We start from the raw sequence: 21,324 nt of genomic DNA, 5'->3' as shown, positions 1-21,324 counted from the left end.
AACCCATCACGATTATGAATACTCATCTGCTCGATACCCTCGCGGCGGAGAAAGATGCCTTTTTCCCAAAACCGCCCAGCACCCTGCGACTTCAGCCTGTTAGCCATTTTCGCCTAACCATGGATGATGCGGGCACGGCCTGGATCACTTTTGACATGCAAGGCAGTGCTGCCAATGTGTGGAATGAATCCACCCTGCGTGAGTTTGATCTCTGTCTAGAAGCGGTTCATCGCAACAAGGCCGCCAAAGCACTGGTCATCCGCTCCGGGAAAGATAAAATCTTCATCGCGGGTGCTGATCTCAAAGCACTGCGAAGTGCGCCCGTGCGGCAGGTGGAAACGCTCATCGAACTCGGCCAGGGCGTCTTTAACCGCCTCGCCAATTTACCATTGCCCAAGATCGCCCTCATCCATGGGGCCTGCCTAGGAGGCGGGCTGGAGCTCACTCTAGCCTGTGATGCCCGCATCGCCAGTGACGCTGAAGTCACCCGCCTAGGCCTACCCGAAACCCAGATCGGCCTCATTCCCGCCTGGGGTGGCTCCACTCGTTTGCCAAGATTACTCGGCCTACCCGCTGCATTGGAGATGATCGTCAGCGGCAAACAGGTCAAATCTTCTGCCGCTAAACGATTGGGCTTGGTGGATAAAATCGTTCCTAGAGAACTGCTGGAAAAAGCGGCCTCAGAGATGCTGGCAGCAGGCATGCCGGAGCGTGAAACGCCCCTCAGTCATGGCTTCTGGAAACTGCCCGGCATCCGCACCGCACTCGCGCATCGAGTGCGCAGTCAGGTCATGGAAAAAACACGTGGCCTTTACCATGCGCCCCTGCGTGCCATTGAAGTGGCGACGGAGGCTGCGGTGTTGCCCCTAGCCAAATCTTTAGAACTGGAGCGCCACGCCATTTTGGACCTCGCGCTCACGTCGGAAACCGAGCACTTGATTGATCTCTTTTTCCGCAAAGAAGAAGCCTCCAAAAAACCGTTCCCACGCGGAATCGCTCTCCATGTGCATGATGTCGCGGTGATCGGTGCCGGAGTGATGGGGGCTGGCATCGCCCACTGGATCTCCAGTCGTGGGCATCATGTCTTGATGCAAGATGTCAATGTCGATGCTCTGGCCCGTGGCATGCACCGCGTGCATGACCTGCTTACTGAAGGTCTCAAACGCCGCGCCATTTCTCGCCACGATTTGAACGACACTATGGATCGACTGAAGCCCGAACACAAGCCTGTGCCATTGGGCCACTACCCGATCGTGATCGAGGCTGCCACCGAGGACATGGCCCTGAAGAAAAAGATCTTTGCCGATCTCGCTGCCCGCAGTGGGCCAGACACAATCCTGGCCACCAATACCTCCGCCCTTTCCATCACGGAACTCGCTGAAACTCTACCTCACCCCGAGCGAGTGATTGGTCTGCATTTCTTCAATCCTGTGCATCGCATGCCACTGGTGGAGGTCATCACTACTGCGCACACGTCAGACGATGTCATCGCTACCGCCGTGGCCTTTGTGCAGAAGCTGGGCAAAGTTCCCGTGGTGGTCAAAGACAGTCCTGGCTTTGTGGTGAATCGCATTCTCATGCCCTACCTCATGGAGGCCGTGCGTCTTTATGAAAGCGGCATCCCTGCGGAGACCATTGACGAAGCTATGCTGGAGTTTGGGATGCCGATGGGCCCGATGCGTCTGCTGGACGAAATTGGCCTGGATGTGGCTGTGCATGTCGGCGCCACCCTCTGCGCTGCCTTTCCTGAAAGACTGGCAACTTCACCGCTGCTGGAGCGCCTAGTGGCGGAAGGCAAGCTGGGTAAAAAGACTGGCCAAGGGTTTTACAAACACGATGCGGGGGGGCGCAAAAAATCCCCTGCTGTCCATGATCAAGCCATCGTCGAGCATGCGCAGCACCGCCTTGCCCTGCTGCTGGCCAATGAAGCCGCCCGCTGCGCCAAGGAGGGCCTCACGCGTGATGCGGCAGACATTGATCTCGCCATGATCCTGGGCACAGGCTACCCGCCTTTCCGTGGGGGGCCGCTCACTTGGTTGCATGATTTGGGTGAAGACAATGCCAGTGTGGAACTGCGCATGCTGCAGCACAGCACCCCTGAGCCTAACTCCTTTGAACCTTCATCCATCCCACAAGTCTAACGTATGATGAAATAAAGACACCAACCTTCAACCTCTCATCCTCATGAAAACAGAACTCACCCCACCTCCAGCGGCCCTCATTGACATGTCAAAGATGTCCGCTGGCCAGAAAGCCGCCCTGGAAATGGCTGAGGCGGCGCGTGATGAACGTAACAATGCAGGCCTCGCCGCCGGGCTTTTTTTTGGCACACCTGACTTTAGCAAAGTGCTGCCATTCCCCGCTCAATCCGTGGAAGATCATGACCAGGGGGATGCCTTCCTGGCCCGGCTCAAACGTGTGTTGGATGAGCACGCAGACCCGGACGAAATTGACCGCACGGGAGAGATCCCTGAAAACCTGCTGGACGAACTGGCCCATCTTGGAGCTTTCGGCATCAAGATTCCCACCAAGTATGGAGGCCTGGGTCTTTCACAGACCAACTACTCACGAAGCGCCATGCTGCTAGGTGGGGAATGTGGAAACCTCGCTGCCCTGCTCTCCGCTCACCAATCCATCGGTGCGCCGCAGCCGCTCATTTTGTTCGGCACGGAAGAGCAGAAAGCTAAATACCTGCCGCTATGCGCCAGCGGTATCATCAGCGCTTTTGCCCTCACGGAAAACAATGTCGGCAGTGACCCTGCCCGCATGACCACGGTGGCAACACCCGATGGAGAAGATCACTTCATCCTGAACGGTGAGAAGCTCTGGTGTACGAACAGTTTGAAAGCCGGCATCATCGTGGTCATGGCCCGCACGCCTACGCCAGAAAAACCCCATGCTACCAGCGCCTTCATTGTGGAGACATCCTGGCCAGGGGTCGAGATCGTCCATCGCTGCCGCTTCATGGGCCTGCGGGCGCTTTACAATGGGGTGGTGCATTTTGATCATGTGCGGGTGCCGAAGGAGAACATCCTGGGCGGCGAAGGACGAGGCCTCAAGGTGGCCCTCACCACGCTGAATACGGGGCGCATCACCCTGCCCGCAGCCTGCACCGGCTTAGCCAAGCGCTGTGTGGAAATCTCCAGTCGCTGGGCGGCGGAGCGTGTGCAGTGGGGCCAGCCCGTAGGCAAACACGCCGCCATCGCAGACAAGCTGGCACGCATGACCGCCGACAGCTTTGCCATGGAGGCCATGGTCCGTTATGTCTCTGCGCTAGTGGATCGCGATAAACATGCCGATGTGCGACTGGAGGCTGCGATCGCCAAACTCTGGGGCAGTGAGCGGGCCTGGGCCATCGTGGATGACACCATGCAAATCCGTGGGGGACGTGGGTATGAAACGGCAGACTCACTGCGTGAACGGGGTGAAAAACCAGACCCGGTGGAGCGGCTCTTCCGCGACTGCCGCATCAACACCATCTTTGAAGGCAGCAGTGAAATCATGCGCCTGTTCATCGCCCGAGAGGTGCTGGATCCCCATTTAAAAATCGGTGCCGAGGTGGTGAACTCCACCCTGCCGCTCAAACAACGTGCCAAGGCAACCCTGCGCGCAGGCCTCACCTACGCCACCTGGTATCCCCGCATGTGGCTGCCTGCTGGGGCTGGAAGCGCTGCCCATGCATTGCATCCTCACCTGCGAAAAGACATGCATGCCATCGCAAAGGAAAGTCATAAGCTGGCCCGCACGCTCTTCCACGCCATGGTCCTGAATGGACCTGCTCTCGAACGCAGACAGATTTTGTTAGGCCGCATTGTAGATATCGGGGCCGAGCTCTTCGTCTGGTCAACGACCATCTCGTATGCTCAGTCGCTCATCACCGATTCTACCGTACCTTCCGCAGAGGTGGATAAACTGGTACGTAAGGTCAGCTATTTTGGCAAGCTCACACGCACGCGTCTCACTAGCCACTACAAGGCTCTCAAGGAAACCTTGGAACCGGAAGCCCGACAGGTGAGTCGGGACCTTCTAGCAGCAGTGTGAAATCACACATCAATCACCTTCCCTGCCTTCACTGGTGGGGAAGGTTTCCGCGCAGCCTGCCACTCTTTGTATTTCACGAGTTCGCGCTCGATGAGTTTCAGACAAAAAGCCACCACGGTAGCATCGTCCAGATACCCCACGCCAATGATCACATCAGGAATCACATCGGCCGGGTTTAGAACATAAAGAAGGGACAATGCCCCCGCGCTAATGGCCCAGTAAGGCACCTCGCGGTAATTACCCGCCCAGTAGTCCTTCACCATGGACAGGATTACCTGCCCCTGCTCCATCCACTGGCGCAGTTTGGGCAGCTTATCCTCAATGTCCTTGGCGCGTTGGTTGACCTTGGCGATGTCAATATCGTGCTGGTTATCAGGGGTGGGCATGGAGTCATTATGCGATTTCGGAGTGGACTTGCGATGACGAAAACGTGGCTTTTTTGCAATCGGCCAACTGGCACCGATGATTTCGCCATTGGAAAAAGATCATCGGATAGCGAATGCCGGGTTGCCGTTTGGCATGCACTCCGCTTGGATGGTGCACGATGCCTGAAGCCGCCGCTCCATCCTTTGTCCGCCGCTGGTGCAAAGAACTCGCCATCGTCAGCGCCCTGCTGGTGACGCTGCTCGGCCCCTTTCTGCTGAAGCCACGTCAGTCCACGGTCTCATCCAAAGCGGAACGCAAGTTGGTCATCGTCACGCCCCACCCTGAGCGGTTAAGAGCCGAATTTGGCCAAGCCTTCGTGCGTTACTGGAAGGAGAAGACTGGAGAAACGGTGGCCGTGGACTGGCGTGTACCCGGCGGCACTTCCGAGATCGCCGTGATGCTGAAGTCTGAATTTAGCGCGGCCTTTCAACTCTACTGGACGCAAGCTCTCGGCCAAGTCTGGAGCCCGAGCATTGCCCAAAATTTCATGAATCCCAAAGCCCCGGTGGATGATCCAGCTCGGCAGGCTTTTTTAAAGTCCAGTGTCGGCGTTGGGTTCGATGTTTTCTTCGGCGGCGGGGCCTATGATTTTCAGATCCAGTCAGAAGCAGGCACCCTAGTGGCCCAAAATGGACCCGGCACGGGCATCCCCGCGCTGCGACAAAAGCACCCCGTATGGTTCGGGGAACAAGGCATCCCTGAGATGGTGAGTGGGGAGCCTTTTCGAGATGGCAAAGATCGCTGGGTGGCCTGCTGTTTATCCAGCTTTGGCATCGTCTTCAATCGCGATGTTTTGCACCGACTCGGCATTGAGAAAGACCCAGCTCAGTGGCGCGACCTAGCGGATCCACGCTTCTACGGGCAGCTCGCCCTCGCGGATCCTGGCCGCAGCGCCACGGTCACCAAGGCTTTTGAAATGCTCATCCAGCAGGAAATGCAGGAGGCCATCGCACGACTGACGCAGAATCCAGGCAATCTTAAAAACGCCCAGGAGATTGAGGCGGCGGGAGTGCGGGAAGGTTGGCGAAATGGCATGAACTTGATCCAGCGTATCAGTGCCAATGCGCGCTATTTCAGCGATAGTTCCAGCAAAATTCCGTTGGATGTGGCACGGGGTGATGCTGCCGCCGGCATGTGCATTGACTACTATGGCCGGTCCACTGAGGAGGAAACCCGCCGCCCCGATGGCACGTCCCGCATCGGTTTTATCATGCCCGTGGGAGGTAGCTCCGTGAGTGTGGACCCCATCGCCATGTTTCGAGGTGCGCCCGAGGCTGAACTGGCCACCGCCTTCATCGAATTTGTGCTGAGTGACGCCGGGCAAAAAATCTGGGCGTATCGCGCGGGCACGCCGGGTGGCCCTACCCGCAGTGCCTTGCGCAGACTGGCTGCGCGCAAGAATTTCTACTCCCCTGAAAACCTGGCGCTGATGAGCGATGCCGCCGAGATGCCGTATGAAAAAGCCAAGGCCTTCACCTACCACCCCGAGTGGACAGCTTCCGCCTTTAGCACCCTGCGTTTCCTCATCCGGGTGATGTGTGTGGACACGCATCAGGAGCAGAAAAAAGCCTGGCACACCCTCATCACGCATCACCAACCACAGCGTGCAGTAGAGGTGTTTCATGAGCTGACGAGCATTCGTTATGATCTGGCCATTGGTGACATCACCAAAGTGGTCCGCTCCCGTGACAAAGTGGCAGAAACCCGCCTGGCCAGAACCCTGGGCGATACCTTCCGCAACAACTACGAGATCGCCTACGACCTGGCCCGCCAGGGTGAATAATCTTTCACCGCTTTCCACGATGTCACGCTCCCTCGCTCTCCTCGTCTTCGGCATCATGGCCGTCTTCTTCGGCTGCTTTTTTGTCTATCCCATCTGGACGACAGTGAAGCTGGCCTTTGAAACGCCCGATCACCAATTCACGCTGGAATTCATTGCGGAGGTGTTTCGCAATCCTCTCTACCGCGAGGGATTGATCAATTCATTCACAATCGCCATTTGGACCACGCTGGGCTGCTTGCTCATTTCCGTGCCGCTGGCCATGATGTTTGTGAGGTATGACTTTCCTGGTAAAAGCCTGCTGAATAGTCTGGTGCTCACGCCCATGGTGCTCCCACCTTTCGTCGGTGCCATCGGCATCAAAGCCATCTTGGGACAGGCGGGGGCTCTAAATTCCGCACTCATTCAGTTAGGCCTGATGAATGCCAAACACCCCACCGACTGGCTGGGCGAAGGGCAGATGCTGGGAATCGTGGTCATGGAGGTATTGCACCTTTACCCCATTCTTTACCTGAACATCTCCGCCGTTCTGGCCAATTTGGACCCCGCCATGGAGGAAGCTGGAGCTAGCCTCGGTTGCCCGCCATGGCAGCGTTTTTGGCGCATCACACTGCCACTCATCATGCCGGGTATTTTTGCTGGGGGCACCATTGTCTTCATCTGGGCTTTTACCGAGCTAGGCGTGCCCCTGGTGTTTGACTATGATCGCGTCACGGCCGTGCAGATTTTCCGCTCCCTGAATGACCTCAGCGACAATCCTTTCCCTTACGCCCTGGTCGTGGTCATGCTGGTCTTCAGCACCCTCATTTACACCCTGAGTAAGGTCTTCTTTGGTCGCGCCGATGCCGTCGGCGGTGGCCGTGCCACTCTAGCACGTGAGACGGTGCGCCTGCCGCTCAGCCTCGGCCTGCTGTGCACCTCTGCTTTTGCCTTCATCACATTCCTGGCTGTGGTGCCACATCTCGGAGTGGTGCTCCTCAGCTTTGCCGATGACTGGTATGCTACGGTGCTGCCGCAGGTCTTCACTCTGGATCATTACCATCAGGCGCTAGGACATGAGCTCACCCTCAGCTCGATCGCCAACAGTCTTAAATACTCTGTCATCGCCATCGCGTTCGCGTTAGTGCTGGGCATCGGCGTGGCCTATGTGAATGTGCGCACGCGCATCTGGGGGCGCCAGTTATTGGACGCCATGGCCATGCTGCCACTGGCGGTGCCGGGGGTCGTCATGGCTTTTGGTTATCTGGCCATGACGCGCCCGGGTCAGCAGTTTGACTGGCTTATTCTGGGGGAGGATCCATTGGTCATCTTGATCATCGCGTATGCTGTGCGTCGCCTGCCCTACATTGTGCGCTCTGCCTCCGCAGGGTTTCAGCAGGTCAACCCAGTCTTGGAAGAGGCGGCACAAAATCTGGGTGCGACACCCGAGCGTGCTCTGTGGCGAATCACGCTGCCGTTGGTCGCGCCCCATCTTCTTGCGGGTGGTCTCCTGGCCTTTGCCTTTGCCATGCTGGAGGTGAGTGACTCTATGGTCCTCGCGCAGCAGTCCGCCCATTTCCCCATCACCAAGGCCATCTACTTTCTAGTCATGGGCCTGGGCAATGGGCCAAACCTCGCCTCTGCCCTCGGTGTGTGGGCCATGATCTTCCTCACCATCACCATTGTGGGGGCCGCGCTGCTTTTGGGCAAAAAGCTGGGGGCTCTTTTCCGCTAAGAGCCCTCCCCTCCTCGCCACTTTTCGCTTTCGCTTTCCACGGCCTCGCCATCATTGATCCTCATGTCACGCCGCCGCCGTCTTTCTCCGCCTTGGCTCCCAGGCTTTTGGCCCATGGTGGCCTTTCTACTCCTACTTGGCAGCGTTTTTGGCTACTACTATGGCTTGGCCAAGCTGACCCGCTTTGAGAAGCTGCCGCTGGAACCCGCTGCCAAAACAGCCGACAAGCCATGAACTGAGGTCGCTTGAGGATTGACGGCCACCCACCCGAGGTGCCATCATTTCAGCCACCATGATTCACAACGTCTATTTCTGGCTGAAAAAGGACCTGAGCCCCGAGCAGGTCGAAACCTTTGAGAACGAATTGATCGCTCTCAAAACCATTGATTATTTGGAGCACGGCTTCGTCGGCAAACCCGCCCCCACCGAGGAGCGGCCCGTGACGGATCACAGCTTCGACTACTCCCTCATCCTGCATTTCAAAAACATGCAGGACCACGACTTTTATCAAAAGGAGTGCCCGAAACACCTTCACTTCGTGAACGTCTGCAAACCATTCTTTGATCGGGTGATCGTTTACGATACCTCACCAATCCATTGATCCGGCTCATCAACGGCGGTTTGAACCCAGGTTCAGACCGCCTTTTTTATACCCGCAAAAAGGCCCGCTGGCGGTATAACCAAAAGCACAGCAGCCAAAGCACGGCTAACACACTGCATCGTTCCAGCACGGGCCCCCATGAACCACTGAAGATATCTGCGCCAGCGTGGGTTTTGACCGCATCGCGGATCCACCCGGCGGCGAGGCTGTGCATGATGTAGATGAATAGGCTATTCATGCCGACCACCACGAGAGGGAAGACAATCTTCCGCTGACCCGCCACTTCCACCAGCCAATAAAAGAACGACAGCATCAGGAACACCCAGCCACTGCTGAAGACGGCCCAGGAGGGAGTCCAAATGCGCTTTACCATGGGAACAGCGACAATATCTAAAATGGTCCCAATGAGCAGGCAGACGATACCTGCAATGAGCAATGCCGCCGCCTTTTGCCGGTGAGACTTAGCACTGCGTAGGAGCTTTTCCCCAGTGATGGCTCCCAGCAGCATCGTCACCAGTGCGGGCACGAAATTCATCGTCGTGTAGCCACCACTGTTCGTGATGAAGGGCTCGGTCCTTGGAAACAGATTCAGCAACCAGCGGTCAAAGTCTGCAGCCACGTTCAAGTGCTTGCTCCACTGGGCAAAGCGCCCGTCCAAGAGGTCTTCAGGCTTGGCCCCGATGGCCGCAAAGTCAAACCCTGCCCCAGGCAAAGGATGCTGGAAAAACCAATACCAGTCTCCTACCAAAATGATGACTACCGCAGCCGCGCAGTACTCCCAGCCTAACGAGGCCAGCACAAAAAGAAACACGTATCCCAAACCGATCTGAGCCAAGACGTTCGGAAAGATCCAGTTGGTCAGGGGATCTCCCACTTTGGTGGAAAGTAACACACCTAACAAAACAAGGATGATCGCACGCAGAACGGCATGAGCAAAACGGCCCCAAAAACCCTGCCCGTCTTGTTTCCGCCGCAGCAGTGAGAGGGGCACCGCCACGCCTACCATGAACATGAATGCGGGCTGGATGAGATCCCACAGCGCACAGCCCACCCACTCCACGTGAGACACCTGATAACCAATCTGCTGCCATGCCCAGGAATCCGGATATGCCTTAGCCATCTGCGCCAGTCCAAAGCCAGAGGAGGCCATCAGCAGCATGATAAAACCCCGGAAAGCATCCAGGGAAATGAGACGTGGGTGGGGTGACATGGCCGGAAACAAACGCCCCAGGCAGGCCGGGGCTTTCGCCAGCTTTCAAAGTCCATCAAATAGCAGCGTTGCTAGCTGCAACTCATGCTCTAGGTTTTTGGCCCCTTCTTCAGGAACTTCTCCAGGTCCTGAATCAGTTTCTGCACCCCATCACGAGGCTTCAGATCATTTGATTTTTTCAGCATGGGCAATGCATCGGCTAACTTGCCATCGGCGATGTTCATCTGCGCCAAACGGATGAGAGCATCCGGTTCGGTTTCTTTGATCTTGGTGGCACGCTCGTAGTAGGCAGTAGCCTTCACACCGTCCTTGGCATCCGCAAAGTGCTGCCCCAAGAGCATGAGGGCGCTGCCATCCATCGGATTCAACTCGACAACACGTTGTAAAATGGGGGCTGCAGCCTCGCCTTTGCCTGCGGACATTTGCAGACGTGCCTCAACTTTAAGCATCTTGGCCTCGACTTCTTTTGGCAATTGTTTGTCGGAGCTAGCCTTGGCTTTAGCCAGCAATAAAGAGGCTTCGGGCAGCGCATTTTGAGAAGAGAGATTTTCCGCCACCATGACGATGTGGGGCACGTCTTCAGCCGGTTTCTTATCACTGCGTTCCAGCCAGCGGCTAAAGGCACTGAGTGCCAGAGCAGGCTCATGGGTCGCGAGGTAAATATCCCCGAGACGTTTGATGTCATCCCCCTTCGCCTGACCACCGCGCACCAAAATCTCTAGGTTCTCGGTTGCCTTGCCATTCTCCTTCATGGCGATGTAGGCCTCAGCTTGCAGGCTCAGCAATTCGATACGGTCAGGATGATCACGCAGGATTTCATCGCAAAGAGCCGCTGCTTCGGCCGCCTTCAGTTGCTTGAGTTGCGCCCGCACCAGACCCATTTTCCAATCGAGCGAATCCGGCTCAAACATCAAAGCTTGGCGGTAGGCACTCTCCGCCGAGGATGCACGCTCAAGGGCCAACAATGAATAGGCGAGCAACCCATAGGTCGGTCCATCTTGAATGCCCAGGCCGATGGCCTTACCCAGACTGGCCACAGCCTCTTTCCACTTGCTGGCTTTCACCTGCGCCATGCCCAGACCACGCCAAGCACGACGAAAAGCAGGAGCTTTGTTGAGGGCTGACAAAAACCACTTCTCAGAGGGATCGTTCATCCCATTGTCCAGATAAAGACTGGCCACCTGAAAATCAAAAATCGCATTGGAATCCTTACCCACCACCTTGGATAAAAACTGGATGGCATCCAGTGGCTTAGCCATCAAAGGCAGGAGCTGCTGAAGGATCTCGCGATCCGCATCTTTTAACTCAGGCTCCACATCAGGAATGTTGCCATAAGTGCCAACGAAGTAACGCGCGAAAGCCGGATCATTCCACATTTGCAGGGCATACGGAGCCTTGTGGGAAGAGGCAGCGTGGAGCTGTGAAAACCCAAGGAGCAAGAGGCCAGGGAGGAGACACTTCATTCGAATCGGAAGGGGAGTTTCAGTTTAAAAGACACAGGCTTGCCCGCACGAGTACCGGGCTTGAAGCGCCACTGACGGGCAGCCTCAATGCAGGGAGCGTTGATGGAGGGATCAGGCGTATCGGTCACGTCCGCTTTCGAAACCGTGCCATCTGGACCTACAACGATGATTAGATTGACCACCCCTTTAGCCTTCTGGCGCTGGGAACTCGAAAGTTTGGGCGAGGCACGGTTCACGGGTTCGGGTTTGTTATCTAGCTGGCCACCCGAAAGCATATCCCCCATGCCGCCCATGCTGCCAGAACCACTGCCACCGATGACACCGCTACCGAAGCCAACGGAGGAACCAAAGCCCCCTTCCCCCCCCCCTGCACCGGAGAGCGCAGAGCTAAGATCGGATAGACTGGCTGCGCTTAGAGCAGGGCCAGGCGCAGAAGCGGCGGGAGCAGCTAGTTCACGAAAGTCTTTCATGTCCTGCTCAATGTCAGGCACGGGCTCTTCCAGCTTTTCCTTGGGCTCCTCTTCCACCTTCTTCTCTTCCTTCTTGTTCACTTCCACCTCCACCAGCACTTCCTTTTTCTTCACGCCCTCTTCGCCTTTGGGGATCAAAAAACCACCAAAGAGAAACACAATCGCATGAAGCCCCAAGGCAGCGAGCAGGCCAACGACAGCTTGTTTCATGACAGGAAGAAGGCAGCAGCGAAGTTACTTCCGCTCAACGGAGTGGGCGATCTTAGTAAAGCCAGCTTTGCGGGCTTCATCCAGTACCGTGACGATGAATTTGTAAGGCACATCTCCATCGCCATTCACTACGACTTGACCGTCTTTGTTGGCAGACTTGAAGCTTTGCAAACGCAAGGGTAACTGAGCGGCATTGATCTTTTCTTTATTAAAGAAGATCTCGCCCGTCTGAGCCAGACTCAGAGTCAAGGTGGCATCTTTGTTATCCTTCGGGCTCGCAGTGGAGGCCGCAGGATTGTTCACCGTGATCCCCTCATTCTTAGTCATGGAAAGAGACACCATGACGAATGTGGCCAGGAGGAAGAACACCACGTCAATGAGAGGAACGACCTCAATCTTGGCGTGCTTTTTAGGCTTTTTACGAAACTTCATGGTTAGGCGGGTAGAGGATCCTGACCGAGGTTCTTGTTCACAGCGGGCTTACCAGAGATTTGCTGGAGACCTACATTTTCACCAGCCATCATTTGGCGGTGGCGGTGACGCAACTCCTCCTCGTGCTTCTTATTCTTCTCGATGATGAGTTCCATCTTGGAGGCTGCCACTTCCAGTTCGTGCTCGGCATCTTCCACCATGTTGTTGAGGTAGTTGAAGGGAACAAGACCGGTCATGGCAATGACGAGACCGAAGGCCGTGGCGATGAGAGCTTCCGCAATACCACCCGTGATGGCGGAGGGAGCGCCCATGTCTGCACCGATAGCGGCAAAGGAGGCCATCATCCCGGTCACCGTACCGAGCAGCCCCAGCAATGGAGCGATGGTCATCCCTGTATCCAGGACGAAGAAGCCACGTTTGAAGCGTTTGATCTCCATGGCTGCGGCCATGCCGAGTGCATCAGAAATATTTGTTTCCACGTGCTCAAGAGCATGGGAAAGAGCGCGACCTACATAATCCTTGGACTTGCTGCCCACACTGATGGCCTTGTCAAAATCACCCGCTTCCACAGCTTCCAAAAGCTCATGCACATCCCGTGGCTGACGGCGCTTTTTCTCACGCAGAATGAAAAAGATTCGCTCGATAGCCGTGCCGAAAACCAGAATGCTAACTAGCAAGAGCGGATGCATGATCGGCCCACCGTGCTTGTAGGTGTCTAACAAACTATGCTTGGTCACGAAGTCTTTGATAGCACCACCCAGGGTGGCATCCAGAGGCAGCAGGCCTTTGCCTGTCTCCACCAGTGTGGCGATGGAGGCATTGATCTCAGGGGTAATACTGCGGATGATCGGCATGGGTGAGCCCACCTGAGGCATTGCAATGCCCGAACCTGCACCTCCCTTGGCAGAGAAAAACGCCATGGGGCCAATAAGGGCAAATTTGCCATCCATGACAAATCCCTGGCTATCCACGGCCTGACCTTCAAAACGAGTGCCACCGATCACTTCCGCCAGCCGAGTGATGGCCGCACGGATAAGGCCTACTTGCGCCATGAAACGATCCTTGGTCGTGGCTTTCTCGTCATCACTCGCAGCCTTGGCTTTGCTAAGGACATCCCCCAGACGTTGCAACTCACTGACGTGCACCTTAGACTCATACCCTTTGGTAAACTCATCCATGATATTCGTGAGGTAAGTGCTTTCGTCAGTGGCGAGCTTGACCTCATTTTTAAGGTTCACCACATTCAGTTCCGCCTGATCCAGCTCACGAGTCAAAGGGGCAAATTTCTCTTGAAGGGCGGCCAATTCTGCCTCCGCAGCGGAGAGCTTGCGATTCATGGGTTCCTTGTCTTTATCAATCTCCGCCCGCGCCTTGGAAAGGTCTTCCAGACTTTTCTCATAGTCTTTTTGAGCGGAACTAGCGGCTGAATTAAACACTGAAGGGGCCGGAGCCTGCGCTTGGGCCGTGGCCATCGCCAACCAAGACGCGCAAAGAATAACAAAAGGTTTCATACTATAAAGAGCAGCAAAAAATTCAATCAATCGTGGCAGGGAGCTCGACGAGCTTTGGGCTCACCGTCTTTTTCATGACCTCAAGCACTTCCATCATGCTCTTGGCGATGGTGGGATCTGTCTTCCACACCCAGGCGTCCGCGTTGGGGACACCCACACCGCCGATGTCACCGGCAGCATTGACAAAGTAGGCCTGTCCGAGACCGATATAGACCGTCTTCACCTCGGCCTTCTTTCCATTCCCCACTTCATGAATTTCAGGCAAAGAGGCAATTTCAAGATTTGCCTTGTTCAGTTCATTGACCACGCCCAACACATTTTGGTAACGCTCCGCAGCGGTGATGTTTTTGACTTCAGCGCCTTCTTTGGGAATGCGGTCAGCCAGCACTTTCACCTTCTCTTTAACATTGGTCGGCACACGTGCGACGAGAGCTCGCACACCTTTTTCCAGCTCTTCCGCCGCAGCCAGCAAAGCATCGCTCGCCTCTTTCGCCTGAGCTTTTTCCAGTTCTACTTCGGCTGCGCGCTTCTTGGCATCCGCCAGCTTCGTTTCAGCCTCCGTGATCTTCTTTTTCATCTCCATCACGGATTGCTCGACGAGGGTGATGCGGCCTTCTAACAGAGCTTTACCTTGCTCCCATTCATGCCGCTCAGAGGCGATGAGGCGCTCCGTCTCTGCCCACTTTTGCAGGAGTGAGCGGGCATGGTTCATAGAGTCTCCGGCATCCACTGGAGTAGGAGCAGGCTCGGCACTGTAGGCCAGCCCTGCCGTGACAAGGCAAAACGCTGAAAAGAGTCTGAGAACGGAGGTATTCACGTGAGATCAGTGGGACAAATTCCCGCGCATGAAGGCCTTTGAAGTGCCTAAAGCTGCGGCCTGGATAGTGAAGTCACGTCTTTGAAATCCAAAGATGATTACGGTGACAAAACAGTCACAAAGGCCACGAAAGCACCTGGGATAAGTGGCAAAAGCCTGTCCCCCACTGTGAAACGGATCTGACAAACTCGCAGGCCTCTGCCACGAAAGAGCGCCATCTATACACCTCCAAATCTTCGTATCGCCCGCCATTTAAGTGCCTATTTCGTAACGCCCAGCTTTTCTAACTTCCTCGTCTGCGTTGGCACTGAATCTGTTTCCTTACTTGATCCCGCCATTCTGGCGATGAAGGAGTGTCCCGCCGAATGTCCAACCCCAAGCCTTTCAATCTCGAACCTCTTCCGCCTGCGGGCCAGTCCCAGCAGCAGCAGCAGATGCGTGGCCTAGACGGGTGCCTGCTCAATTATCGAGCCATGCCGGGCGTCTTTGATGAGATGGTGCTGCCCAGCGGAGAACTGCGCCCGCATTGGAAGACCTTCGGAAGTTTTTTAGCCCACTGTTCGGATGCAGATCTCAAACAGCGGAATGATAGCATCCAGCGTCTGCTGGCAGATCACGGTGCCACCTACAACATTTACGATGACGCCCTGGGCACCAGCCGCCCATGGATGCTGGATCTGCTACCCTTCATCGTGGCTGAGCAGGACTGGCGGCGCGTGCAGGAGGGGCTAGACCAGCGCGGTCGCCTGCTGAACGCTATCCTTTTAGACCTCTACGGTCCTCAGAAACTGCTGAGAAACGGCCTGCTACCGCCTGGCATCGTGCAGGCGAATCCAGGCTTTCTCAGGCCAGTCATGGGTGTCAATCCGCCGGGAGGTAAATTTATTTTCTCGCTCGGCTCAGACCTCGTGCGGGATGCTGGCGGTACGTGGCGGGTGCTGGCAGACCGGGCCCAGGCCCCTAGCGGCCACGGCTACACGCTAGAAAACCGCATTGTCATGTCCAACGTGTATGCGGAGGAGTTCAACGCCTCACGCGTGCGGCGACTGGCAAACTACTTTGAGCTGAAGCGCGAAATGCTGCGCTCGCTCGCGCCCAAACATCGCCACGGGGATGCGGGGATCCTGATGCTAACGCCGGGGCCCTACAATGAAACCTATTTTGAGCATGCCTTCCAGGCAAGATACCTCGGCTTTCCTCTCGTGGAAGGGGCAGACCTCACTGTGCGTGATCGCCACGCGCAGCTCAAGACTCTCGAGGGACTTCGCCGGGTGGAAGTGATGGTACGCCATGTGGACGATGTGTTTTGTGATCCGCTGGAGTTAAATTCCGGCTCCCTTCTCGGCACCCCAGGCCTCATGGAAGCCTGGCGCAGTGGCAATATCGCCCTGGCCAACGGTCTAGGCACAGGCGTCATTGAAACCCCTGCGCTTCATCCGTTTATGCCAGGCCTATGCCGACATATTTTGGGGGAGGAGCTCAAGCTGCCCTGCGTCCCCACCTGGTGGTGCGGCCAGCGGCGTGAGCTGGACATGCTGATGCGGGACCCGGACCGCTGGGTGGTCAAACCAGCCTTCATGCGGGGCTCCCGCGATCCCATCTTCATCCGCGACCAGGAGAAAGAGCAAAAAGCCCGCTTGCTGGAAAGCATCCGTGCAGCCCCCCACGAATGGGTGGCCCAGGAAGTTCTCAGCCTCTCCACCACGCCCACCTGGAATGGCAGTAAGGTGGAGCCCCGTTCTCTGGTCTGGCGCGCCTTTGCCATCGCCCAAGGGGATGGTTTTGCCACCATGCCTGGCGGCCTAGCCCGCGTGAGCCCAGAGCCCCAGCGCTGGCTGGTGACCATGCGCAGTGGCGGCATCAGCAAAGACACCTGGGTGCTGGGAGATGGCACGGAAGATACGACCTTTGGCCATCTCAGCCAGCAGCCCATCGTCATCCGCCCTGCCCGCCCCCCGAGCGGCGTGCCTAGCCGTGCAGCAGATCACCTCTTTTGGTTAGGTCGGTATGCAGAGAGGCTTGAACTCACGATTCGCATGGCCCGTGTCGTCATGCAACGTCTGGCCAGTGAACGTGGCCTGGTGCAGAGCCGTGAAGCTCAGAGCTGTGTGGCATTGATGGTCGAAATAGGCCTTCTCCCTACGGGCACGACGAGCCTGCGTGATCACCTCCAGGCCCTGCTGCAAGATCCCAAACGAGATGGCAGTGTGCCCGACCTCCTAGGCCGCCTGCGTTACAACGCCTCCGCTGCGCGAGATCGCCTCTCCGATGACATGTGGCGTCTTTTCAATCGGCTGGATCGTGATGCACGCCTGCCAGCAGGGCCCTTCAGTGTTTCTGCGGCTCAAAGTGCCCTAGATACCTTGGTGCTAGACCTGGCCGCACTCAGCGGCATGCAGCATGAAAACATGACCCGCGGCCACGGCTGGCGTTTCCTAGAAATCGGCCGTCGGCTAGAGCGTGGATCCATCATCCTCACCCTTCTCAAAGGCACTCTCAAACAGGCACCTCAGGATGATAGCATCCTCAGCCCGTTGTTGGAAATTTGTGATAGCACGATGACCTACCGCCGCCTCCACTTTGCCCGCCCCGTGCTGGCCCCCGTGCTGGATCTGCTCCTGCTCAATGATAGCAACCCTCGCTCCGTGGCTCATCAGCTCATGGTCCTAGGCCGCCAGGCGAGTCAACTTCCCGTGGACCCGACTCTGGAGTCACGCCTGCCGGAAAAGCAGCAGACAGACGTTTTGCTTTCTGACCTCAGCAGCCTGAATCTCATCACCCTGGCGCGCACTCCAGGGGAGCTGCATGCAGCCGTCAAAGCTACCTGCGACACCCTTACAGATGGCTTGGAAAAGCTTTCCGACATCATCACCGAGCATTACTTTAGCCACGCCATCCGGCGGGTGGAATAAAAGCCGCACCTCCTCACCCAAAAACCTCCCCCGTGCGCTACAACATCATCCATCGGACCACGTACAATTACGAGAGCCCCGTGACCGTCGGACATTACACGGCCCGGCTGGAGCCTCGTGCCCTGCCCTTCCAGGAGTGTCCATGGCATGAGTTGACCATCCGCCCGGAGCCGGTGCAGAGATCGGAAAGGTCTGACTATTTTGGCAATACAAGTGTGTACTTTGAGATTGAAGGCTCGCATCAAAAGCTGGAAGTCATCGCCCGCAGTCTTGTCGAGGTGGAGCGTGCCCAGCCTTTCGATTCCTCCAGCACCCCACCCTGGGAAACCATTCGGGATGCCTGCCGCAGCGATGTCTTCAATCCCACCACCGCCGCGGGTGAGTTGACTTATGCCTCCACGCTGATCCCTGTCGGGGCTCAGTTTGCAGACTATGCGCGCCCCTCCTTCCCGCCTAAACGGCCTATTTTGGAAGCGGTCTGTGATTTAAACCGGCGCATCAATGAGGATTTCATCTTTGATCCCACCGCCACCGACTATGCAACCCCCGTGGAAAAAGCCCTGAAGCAGCGGCGCGGCGTTTGCCAAGATTTCGCCCAGGTGATGATCGCCTGCATTCGTTCCCTGGGACTTCCAGCGCGCTACGTCAGCGGCTATCTAGAGACGCTGCCCCCGCCCGGCCAGGTCAAGCTGGTGGGCGCAGATGCTTCTCATGCCTGGATTTCAGTTTATTGCGGTGAGACCTGCGGCTGGATGGATGCTGACCCCACCAACAATGTCCTGCCATCGGAGCGCCACATCACCGTGGCCTGGGGGCGTGATTTTGCCGATGTCAGTCCACTGCGCGGCGTTACGATTGGGGCGGGAGAACAGCGGCTCCTAGTCGCGGTGGATGTCTTACCAGATCCAGACTGATTTTCCTCCCACGCATGCACCTTCACCGCCACCCTTGCGGTTTCTTTTATTCTCAACCCTTCGCAGATTTCTTGAGCGAAAAACACCTCCAGGAGGGTTCCTTCCATGGCGGTGAACTGCTAGCCCTGGAGTATGTGCGCTGCCGTGAAGGGCCGCAGGCTGGCAATGCCTGGTGGCAGCTCACCTGGGTCTCTCTCCTTAGCACCCCGGCCCATCATCGTTTTTTCGTGGGAGAAACGGAAATCGCCCTCTCCAGGCAAACACTCACAGGGCTAGCGGGACATCTCCTGCATTATTCCGGCGGGCAGGTTGTTGTAAAACGGTAGGGCGATAGTTTCTGCCTCTAGCTCTAGTTTACAGAGCATGAAACGCCGTACTTTTCTCGCCACTGCCAGCACCACCTTCGCGGCACCTTTTGTTAGGTCACAGAGTAAAACCAGCCTGCAAGGCAGCACGATCGGCCACGGTCAGCATCGTTACCAACTGGACCTGGAATGGTGCAAGGCCAAACGGGACCAACACCCCGTGAAGGACTGCCATGAAATGGTGATGGATGCCCAAAAGCGCCTCCTCATGATCACCAACGAGGCCAGCAACAACATCCTCATCTTCGACAAAGAAGGTCAGGTGCTGGATGCCTGGACACTCAAACTCAAAGGCGGGCATGGCCTCACGCTCGACCGTCGCAATGGCCAAGAATTCCTCTGGCTGTGTGACCCTTCCAGCGGTGCCGTCATCAAGACCACGCTGAAAGGCGAAGTCCTGCTGAAGCTACCTCATGCCAAAGACTGTGGTGCATACGATGCACTCTCCAAATATGCCCCCACCGAAGCCGCCGTGGCACCCAATGGTGATATCTATGTGGCAGACGGTTACGGTTCTCAGTTCATCCTACAATTTGATAACACGGGCAGATTCATCCGCAAGTTTGGTGGCCTCAGCACCCAGGCGATGAATGCCGGTAAGTTCATGCAAGCGCATGGGGTGACGATCGATTCACGCGGCCCCACCCCACTGGTTTTATGCACCGAGCGCGTTCGCAATGAGTTCCACTGGTACACGCTGGATGGACAATATGTGCGCTCCGTTTATCTGCCGGGCGCTTTCATGAGCCGCCCCGTCATCGCGGGAGATTTACTGCTTTCAGGCGTGTGCTTTGGCATGAAGCCCGGGGACTACCGCATGTGGCGCGAACGAGGATTCATCATCATCCTGGACAAAGAAAACCGAGTCATCTCCGCTCCTGGGGGTCTGGCACCAGAGTATGAGGGAGATCAGGTCAAAGTGCTGCTGCAGGACCAAGCCATCTTCCGCAATGTCCACGACGTCTGCGTGGATGATGAAGGCGACCTCTACGCCTGCCAGTGGAATGCCGACCAAGCATACCCCTACAAACTGCGCAGAATTTAAGGCGCTACTTCGTTCTCAGTCGCTCCAGGCTCACCTCATCTGCCCCGACACCAGAGGGTGAGGTGGCTACCTCTTCCCACTTGGAACCTGCATCACTGCCGAACTTCTGCTGAAACTCCGCGAAGGTTTGGGGGGTAAAAAAGTTCGGGCCTTTTCTGAGGCTCTTCAGGTCATACTGATTGCCCGCCCCCTTCCAGGTAGCTTCATCAAAGATGATGATTTCCGGCTTCTCCGCCCCACCCTTCACCACACATTTGGTTAGCTCTACTTCTGCACCGGGGGTTACCAACACGTTCAATCCAATGAACGTGCAGTTCTCTGCTTTCAGCAGTCCTCCTCGGGTGACTTTGAGATCGCCTGTTTCCCCTGGCTGACGGCGGATCACTACATTTTTCAGCGTCACCCGGCTTAGCCCATTCTGAGGGCGGTCTCCGTGCTGCGCCACACTGAAAGCGTAAGCCGCACTGCTCTCCACCAGCACGTTTTCCATGCTGTGAGGAGAATCGCCGATGAAGAAAATATCATGCCCCAGGCAGTCACGGACATAGACATTTTTGAAGTGGGTCACACTGGAAACCGTGTCGCAAAGCCCCGTGGAATTTCCAATGCTGACAAAACCATCCACACGACACTCGGCAGCTTCATGAGCGCTGAAACCATCGTCCCCACATTCGATCGCGGAAATGTTTTCAAACACCGTGTCCACTTGGTCGCCGTGGATATTAAAGCCATCATTGTACACATGGGTACACGTGAGATTCCGCACCACAAGGTGGCCACCGTCTCCAGAAAGCACGACTCCACTGCTACGCAGTGGGTAGCGAAGATTGGCAGCATCTAGATCCACCCCCACTGGCAGCTTCACATAAAAAGCATCATCCTCCTGAACATAGGTCCATTCATCGGCTAGAAGATCCGCCACTTTTTTCAGCGGCGCACTCGGTCCTTTGGAAGTGCGGCCCATGTGATTCATGCGCCCATTCCACAGGAAAAACCAGCGCCCTAAAATGGCAGGGTCCATGCGCGGCATTAGCTTCACTTTTCGGAATAACCCCGCCCCTAGAGATTCCCACTCCGCCGCACGCACTGGCTCACTTCCCTCAATGATCGCGCCCTGGCCATCAATCGTGATGGGCTTCCCAGGCACGCCTTTTTTCCCACTGAGCACCACACTTTCATAATAAGTCGCAGGCGCCAAAAAAACGGTATCTCCCGGCTGGGCTAACCTGACTCCACGAGCGATCGTTTTCACCGGAGCCTTCACACCATCATTCGCATCGCTGCCTTTCCCGGGATCTACCTGGATGGCAGACAAGCACGGGCAGAACAGAAGGGTAAAAAGAAGGATGACGAGCTTCATGAAAAAGGCAGCGGGCAGCCTTCTTCATACAATCTTAACGGCGCAGATCCATC

18 protein-coding genes are annotated in these 21,324 nt (G+C 56.4%); 10 read left to right on the top strand and 8 right to left on the bottom strand.

Annotated features, from left to right (window positions below; genetic code table 11):
- Nucleotides 1–14 precede the first annotated feature (14 nt).
- On the top strand, nt 15–2,141 hold the full coding sequence (locus tag HNQ64_RS06925) for a 3-hydroxyacyl-CoA dehydrogenase NAD-binding domain-containing protein (RefSeq protein ID WP_184206843.1): 2,127 nt from the start codon (nt 15–17) through the stop codon (nt 2,139–2,141).
- A gap of 43 nt (nt 2,142–2,184) precedes the next feature.
- Nucleotides 2,185–4,041 (top strand): acyl-CoA dehydrogenase family protein, encoded by a 1,857-nt coding sequence (locus HNQ64_RS06920; RefSeq protein ID WP_184206841.1) that lies wholly within the window; start codon nt 2,185–2,187, stop codon nt 4,039–4,041.
- A 2-nt stretch (nt 4,042–4,043) separates the two neighbouring features.
- Here the strand turns inward: HNQ64_RS06920 and HNQ64_RS06915 are convergent, their stop codons facing one another.
- Complete coding sequence (locus HNQ64_RS06915) at nt 4,044–4,427, bottom strand: YkvA family protein (RefSeq protein ID WP_184206839.1); 384 nt, start codon at nt 4,425–4,427, stop codon at nt 4,044–4,046.
- 158 nt (nt 4,428–4,585) lie between these two features.
- Here HNQ64_RS06915 and HNQ64_RS06910 point away from each other — a divergent pair, with 158 nt between their 5' ends.
- The 4 genes from HNQ64_RS06910 (at nt 4,586) to HNQ64_RS06895 (ending at nt 8,562) form a co-directional block, all read left to right on the top strand.
- The gene (locus tag HNQ64_RS06910; RefSeq protein ID WP_184206837.1) at nt 4,586–6,250 is read left to right on the top strand and encodes an extracellular solute-binding protein; all 1,665 of its coding nucleotides are present in this window, start codon (nt 4,586–4,588) and stop codon (nt 6,248–6,250) included.
- Between the two features lie 19 nt (nt 6,251–6,269).
- Nucleotides 6,270–7,961 (top strand): ABC transporter permease, encoded by a 1,692-nt coding sequence (locus HNQ64_RS06905; protein WP_184206835.1) that lies wholly within the window; start codon nt 6,270–6,272, stop codon nt 7,959–7,961.
- A gap of 63 nt (nt 7,962–8,024) precedes the next feature.
- Complete coding sequence (locus tag HNQ64_RS06900) at nt 8,025–8,195, top strand: hypothetical protein (RefSeq protein WP_184206833.1); 171 nt, start codon at nt 8,025–8,027, stop codon at nt 8,193–8,195.
- A gap of 58 nt (nt 8,196–8,253) precedes the next feature.
- Nucleotides 8,254–8,562 carry a Dabb family protein gene (locus HNQ64_RS06895; RefSeq protein WP_184206831.1) on the top strand — a complete coding sequence of 103 codons (309 nt, stop codon included), beginning with the start codon at nt 8,254–8,256 and terminating at the stop codon, nt 8,560–8,562.
- Between the two features lie 46 nt (nt 8,563–8,608).
- Here the strand turns inward: HNQ64_RS06895 and HNQ64_RS06890 are convergent, their stop codons facing one another.
- The 6 genes from HNQ64_RS06890 to HNQ64_RS06865 form a co-directional block, all read right to left on the bottom strand.
- Nucleotides 8,609–9,772 carry an acyltransferase family protein gene (locus tag HNQ64_RS06890; RefSeq protein WP_184206829.1) on the bottom strand — a complete coding sequence of 388 codons (1,164 nt, stop codon included), beginning with the start codon at nt 9,770–9,772 and terminating at the stop codon, nt 8,609–8,611.
- Between the two features lie 89 nt (nt 9,773–9,861).
- Nucleotides 9,862–11,235 carry a tetratricopeptide repeat protein gene (locus HNQ64_RS06885; protein ID WP_184206827.1) on the bottom strand — a complete coding sequence of 458 codons (1,374 nt, stop codon included), beginning with the start codon at nt 11,233–11,235 and terminating at the stop codon, nt 9,862–9,864.
- Nucleotides 11,232–11,915, bottom strand: a complete 684-nt coding sequence (locus HNQ64_RS06880; RefSeq protein ID WP_184206825.1) for an energy transducer TonB — start codon at nt 11,913–11,915, stop codon at nt 11,232–11,234. The genes HNQ64_RS06885 and HNQ64_RS06880 overlap by 4 nt, the downstream gene beginning before the upstream one ends.
- Before the next feature lie 24 nt (nt 11,916–11,939).
- The gene (locus HNQ64_RS06875; protein ID WP_184206823.1) at nt 11,940–12,347 is read right to left on the bottom strand and encodes an ExbD/TolR family protein; all 408 of its coding nucleotides are present in this window, start codon (nt 12,345–12,347) and stop codon (nt 11,940–11,942) included.
- A 2-nt stretch (nt 12,348–12,349) separates the two neighbouring features.
- Nucleotides 12,350–13,858, bottom strand: a complete 1,509-nt coding sequence (locus HNQ64_RS23890; RefSeq protein ID WP_246430964.1) for a MotA/TolQ/ExbB proton channel family protein — start codon at nt 13,856–13,858, stop codon at nt 12,350–12,352.
- A gap of 22 nt (nt 13,859–13,880) precedes the next feature.
- Nucleotides 13,881–14,675: a DUF3450 family protein gene (locus HNQ64_RS06865; RefSeq protein WP_184206821.1), complete on the bottom strand. Its 795-nt coding sequence runs from the start codon at nt 14,673–14,675 to the stop codon at nt 13,881–13,883.
- A gap of 365 nt (nt 14,676–15,040) precedes the next feature.
- On the opposite strand from HNQ64_RS06865, the gene HNQ64_RS06860 reads away from it, so the two are divergent.
- The 4 genes from HNQ64_RS06860 (at nt 15,041) to HNQ64_RS06845 (ending at nt 19,911) form a co-directional block, all read left to right on the top strand.
- A complete protein-coding gene (locus HNQ64_RS06860; protein WP_184206819.1) occupies nt 15,041–17,587 on the top strand; it encodes a circularly permuted type 2 ATP-grasp protein in 2,547 nt (848 codons plus the stop codon).
- A 32-nt stretch (nt 17,588–17,619) separates the two neighbouring features.
- A complete protein-coding gene (locus HNQ64_RS24290) occupies nt 17,620–18,501 on the top strand; it encodes a transglutaminase N-terminal domain-containing protein (RefSeq protein WP_184206817.1) in 882 nt (293 codons plus the stop codon).
- Nucleotides 18,502–18,572: 71 nt separating this feature from the next.
- Nucleotides 18,573–18,827 (top strand): hypothetical protein, encoded by a 255-nt coding sequence (locus HNQ64_RS06850; RefSeq protein WP_184206815.1) that lies wholly within the window; start codon nt 18,573–18,575, stop codon nt 18,825–18,827.
- Between the two features lie 37 nt (nt 18,828–18,864).
- Nucleotides 18,865–19,911: an NHL repeat-containing protein gene (locus HNQ64_RS06845; protein WP_184206813.1), complete on the top strand. Its 1,047-nt coding sequence runs from the start codon at nt 18,865–18,867 to the stop codon at nt 19,909–19,911.
- Between the two features lie 4 nt (nt 19,912–19,915).
- On the opposite strand, the gene HNQ64_RS06840 is transcribed toward HNQ64_RS06845, so the two are convergent.
- Nucleotides 19,916–21,271 carry a hypothetical protein gene (locus HNQ64_RS06840; RefSeq protein WP_184206811.1) on the bottom strand — a complete coding sequence of 452 codons (1,356 nt, stop codon included), beginning with the start codon at nt 21,269–21,271 and terminating at the stop codon, nt 19,916–19,918.
- Between the last annotated feature and the right edge of the window lie 53 nt (nt 21,272–21,324).

Origin of the sequence: Prosthecobacter dejongeii, from assembly GCF_014203045.1 — a bacterium.
GTDB classification, from domain to species: domain Bacteria; phylum Verrucomicrobiota; class Verrucomicrobiia; order Verrucomicrobiales; family Verrucomicrobiaceae; genus Prosthecobacter; species Prosthecobacter dejongeii.
The sequence above is the reverse complement of the archived record's forward strand: the minus strand, read 5'-3'. Positions and strand labels throughout refer to the sequence as shown.

Bases quoted from the DNA above. Each gene is read 5' to 3' on its own strand.
- HNQ64_RS23890 (WP_246430964.1), bottom strand. From the start codon at position 13,858: ATGAAACCTTTTGTTATTCTTTGCGCGTCTTGGTTGGCGATGGCCACG.
- HNQ64_RS06845 (WP_184206813.1), top strand. From the start codon at position 18,865: ATGAAACGCCGTACTTTTCTCGCCACTGCCAGCACCACCTTCGCGGCA.
- HNQ64_RS06895 (WP_184206831.1), top strand. From the start codon at position 8,254: ATGATTCACAACGTCTATTTCTGGCTGAAAAAGGACCTGAGCCCCGAG.
- HNQ64_RS06925 (WP_184206843.1), top strand. From the start codon at position 15: ATGAATACTCATCTGCTCGATACCCTCGCGGCGGAGAAAGATGCCTTT.
- HNQ64_RS06905 (WP_184206835.1), top strand. From the start codon at position 6,270: ATGTCACGCTCCCTCGCTCTCCTCGTCTTCGGCATCATGGCCGTCTTC.
- HNQ64_RS06900 (WP_184206833.1), top strand. From the start codon at position 8,025: ATGTCACGCCGCCGCCGTCTTTCTCCGCCTTGGCTCCCAGGCTTTTGG.
- HNQ64_RS06875 (WP_184206823.1), bottom strand. From the start codon at position 12,347: ATGAAGTTTCGTAAAAAGCCTAAAAAGCACGCCAAGATTGAGGTCGTT.
- HNQ64_RS06920 (WP_184206841.1), top strand. From the start codon at position 2,185: ATGAAAACAGAACTCACCCCACCTCCAGCGGCCCTCATTGACATGTCA.
- HNQ64_RS06910 (WP_184206837.1), top strand. From the start codon at position 4,586: ATGCCTGAAGCCGCCGCTCCATCCTTTGTCCGCCGCTGGTGCAAAGAA.
- HNQ64_RS06890 (WP_184206829.1), bottom strand. From the start codon at position 9,772: ATGTCACCCCACCCACGTCTCATTTCCCTGGATGCTTTCCGGGGTTTT.
- HNQ64_RS06840 (WP_184206811.1), bottom strand. From the start codon at position 21,271: ATGAAGCTCGTCATCCTTCTTTTTACCCTTCTGTTCTGCCCGTGCTTG.
- HNQ64_RS06880 (WP_184206825.1), bottom strand. From the start codon at position 11,915: ATGAAACAAGCTGTCGTTGGCCTGCTCGCTGCCTTGGGGCTTCATGCG.
- HNQ64_RS06915 (WP_184206839.1), bottom strand. From the start codon at position 4,427: ATGCCCACCCCTGATAACCAGCACGATATTGACATCGCCAAGGTCAAC.
- HNQ64_RS06860 (WP_184206819.1), top strand. From the start codon at position 15,041: ATGTCCAACCCCAAGCCTTTCAATCTCGAACCTCTTCCGCCTGCGGGC.
- HNQ64_RS06885 (WP_184206827.1), bottom strand. From the start codon at position 11,235: ATGAAGTGTCTCCTCCCTGGCCTCTTGCTCCTTGGGTTTTCACAGCTC.